The 2,623-nt window shown below is 68.0% G+C and carries 2 protein-coding genes and 1 pseudogene; 2 read left to right on the top strand and 1 reads right to left on the bottom strand.

All coding sequences use genetic code 11. The annotated features are described in order from the left end of the window. The first annotated feature begins 668 nt into the window (after positions 1-668). Together NBW84_RS23795 and NBW84_RS23790 are read left to right on the top strand one after the other, a co-directional pair. A complete protein-coding gene (locus NBW84_RS23795; RefSeq protein ID WP_250287572.1) occupies positions 669-938 on the top strand; it encodes a helix-turn-helix domain-containing protein in 270 nt (89 codons plus the stop codon). After that, positions 938-2,236, top strand: coding sequence for a type II toxin-antitoxin system HipA family toxin (locus NBW84_RS23790; RefSeq protein WP_250287569.1), 1,299 nt, complete (start codon positions 938-940; stop codon positions 2,234-2,236). Before NBW84_RS23795 ends, NBW84_RS23790 begins: the two co-directional genes overlap by 1 nt. Positions 2,237-2,436: 200 nt before the next feature. Here the strand turns inward: NBW84_RS23790 and NBW84_RS23785 are convergent. Further along, positions 2,437-2,623: pseudogene (locus NBW84_RS23785) on the bottom strand (IS5/IS1182 family transposase); the annotation flags it as partial.

Genomic DNA, 2,623 nt, shown 5'->3' with positions numbered 1-2,623 from the left:
TGCCGTGCACGCGGATTCGCTGCCCGTCGGGAATCAGCCAACTCGACCAGCCGCACTGACCACGGGCACATCGCCCTGGGTGCGGACGTGGTGGCCGTCAGCCCCTCCTCGGCGCGACCGCGGCCTGAGTCAGGCATATTCCGAGGCGGAACAGGAAGGTCGACGCGACCACAATGCCCGACGATCACGGTTACCAGGCGGCCCGGAAGTGCCCGGAACCGCCAGCCCGCCACGCGGAAGGGACCAAGGACCGTGTGGAGCGGATCGAGGCCCGGCACCTGCGGCTGCCCTGACCGGAGGCGGCGGGCTGGAGGGGACCGTCCGTGACCTGACAGCGTGGGAAAGCCCGTGCTGCTCGTTCATCCAGCCGGGACTTGCTTTGGAGCACGTCATGTTCGTGGTCTCCTTGGTGACCGCCGCTGCCTGAGGGCCACCCACGAACTGCGGAACCCGGACCTCTCGCCGCCGATGAAAGCCGCAGGAGCGGATCGCCGCGATCGACGATCAAGTGTTGTTCAAGGTGAAGATCCAGCACTGATGCTCACCGTCAGCCAGCGCTATCCGTCCACGTTCGTAGACATCGTGAATTGCCTACGAACGTAGGCAGTCTGTATTGTCTACGAACGAAGGCAAGCTGGGCCGCCTACGAGTGTGGACAGGATGCCGCTATGGCCAACATCACCAACGCCCGTCAGCTCGGAGCGGAGGTACGCGAGGCCCGTAAGAAGCGGGGCCTGTCACAAGAAGACCTCGCTGCCCAGGCAGGAGTCTCCCGCGCCTGGCTGACCCGCTTCGAGACCGGCCATCCGACGGCGAGCGTCGAGCCCCTCTTCCGGGTGCTCGGCGCCCTGGACCTGAGCCTGGACCTGGCCGAACGCACGGTCACCGACGCGGAGGCCGCGGTGCTCGCGGCCCTCGCCGCACGGGCGAAGCGCTGATGGCCGCACGCAGCCTGCTGGTCGTCCTCTACGGCGTCGTGGTCGGCCGGGTCGCGCAGCGCAGCGCCGCCGCCGAGCCCGAGTTCACCTACGAACCGGCCTACCTCGCGGCCAGACCCGGCACTCCCCTGGGCGTGCGGATGCCGCTGAGCGGGACGACCTACCGGGGTAAGAGTGTCCGTGCCTTCCTCGAGGGTGTGCTGCCTGAAGACCCCCGGACCCGGCAGCGCTGGGGGGCCGCGCTGGGCGTCGAGCCCGATGACACCTTGGTGATCCTCTCCCGGATGGGCTGGGACTGTCCCGGTGCGGTGCAGTTCTGCGAGCCCGACGTGCTCGACGAGATGTTCTCCCGCGCCCAGGAACTGCGGCCCGTCAGCGACCAGGACATCGCGGAGCGGCTCAACGCACTGCGCACCGGGGACGCGGCCTCCTGGAGCCTGCCCGACGAGCACTGGTCGCTGCCCGGTCAGCAGTCGAAGTTCGCGCTCGTGAAGCTGCCCACCGGCTGGCACGAGGCGCACGGTTCCGCGGCGACAACCCACATCATCAAGCCCGGTATCGGGCGCCTTCACCACCAGTCCCTCGTCGAGCACGCCACGATGCGCGCGGCCAGCGCGCTCGGTCTCGACGTCGCCCACACCGAGTTCACCCGTTTCGGCGATGGCGACGGCGAGCCGGCGATCGTCATCGAGCGCTACGACCGCGTCATCCTCGACGACGGTGGCGTCCTACGCCTCCATCAGGAGGACTTCTGCTCCGCCAGCGGACGGCTCCCATCGAAGAAGTACGAAGCGCACGGCGGGCCCGGACTCGCGGATCTCGCCCGGATCGTCGAGCAGAACTCACGCGGCCAAGCCACCGCCGGCTTGGCCGCACTTGGAGACTTCGCCGCCATCAACTACGTCACCGGCGCGCCCGACGGCCACTCGAAAAACGTCTCCCTACTGCTGCTTCCCAACGAGATCAAGGTCGGCCCGCTCTACGACCTCGCCACCAGCCTGCCCTACGACGGCGACCCGGGCCTGCGCGAGGTCGCCATCGGGATTGGCGGCCGGCGGAAGTTCGGACAGGTGCTCGGCAGGCACTGGGACCGCGCGGCGGCTGTCCTCGGTATCCCTGCCGAGCAGTACCGCAAGACCGCCAGGGACATGGCTGAACGCTTCCCGGACGCGTTCTCCGACGCGCTCACGGAGGTCGGCACGCCCGAGGCCGAGGGGGTACGGACACGCTCGATCGACCGCATTGCCCGGCATACCCGTCAGATGGTGGAACGCCTCGACGATCCACCGGAACGCTGACGTGGCCCTGTGGGCGGCTGCGTACGCGGAAAACGTTTTGCACCTTTTCGAGTCGGCGCAGCCCCTCGCTGGATGTTTAATTTGTCTTGGTTACTGCTTATGTTCCATCGGGGTCTCGCCAGGTGGGGGTGGTCCCGCCCGTGATGCGTTTGGCCATGTTGTCGATCATAGCGATATGGATCATTGCTGCGAGGCTGGGCGATCTTCTTGGCGGCGTCGGTGCCCTGGCTGGTAGGGGGCGTCGCTGGAGGTCTTGACGCTCTGGGTGTCCAGGATGCAGGCGGTCGGCTCGGGAGCGCGGCCGTCGGCGGCGCGGGCCAGGCCGGTCAGCTCATAACCGAGCCGGGAGAAGATGCCCTCGCCGTGCCTGGCGGCGTAACAGAAGTA

The sequence above is a fragment of the Protofrankia sp. CiP1_Cm_nod2 genome, assembly GCF_920664355.1.
Taxonomy (GTDB): domain Bacteria; phylum Actinomycetota; class Actinomycetes; order Frankiales; family Frankiaceae; genus Protofrankia.
The sequence above is the reverse complement of the archived record's forward strand: the minus strand, read 5'-3'. Positions and strand labels throughout refer to the sequence as shown.

Excerpts from the sequence above, each read along its gene's own strand:
- NBW84_RS23795 (WP_250287572.1), top strand. The coding sequence starts at position 669 with ATGGCCAACATCACCAACGCCCGTCAGCTCGGAGCGGAGGTACGCGAG.
- NBW84_RS23790 (WP_250287569.1), top strand. The coding sequence starts at position 938 with ATGGCCGCACGCAGCCTGCTGGTCGTCCTCTACGGCGTCGTGGTCGGC.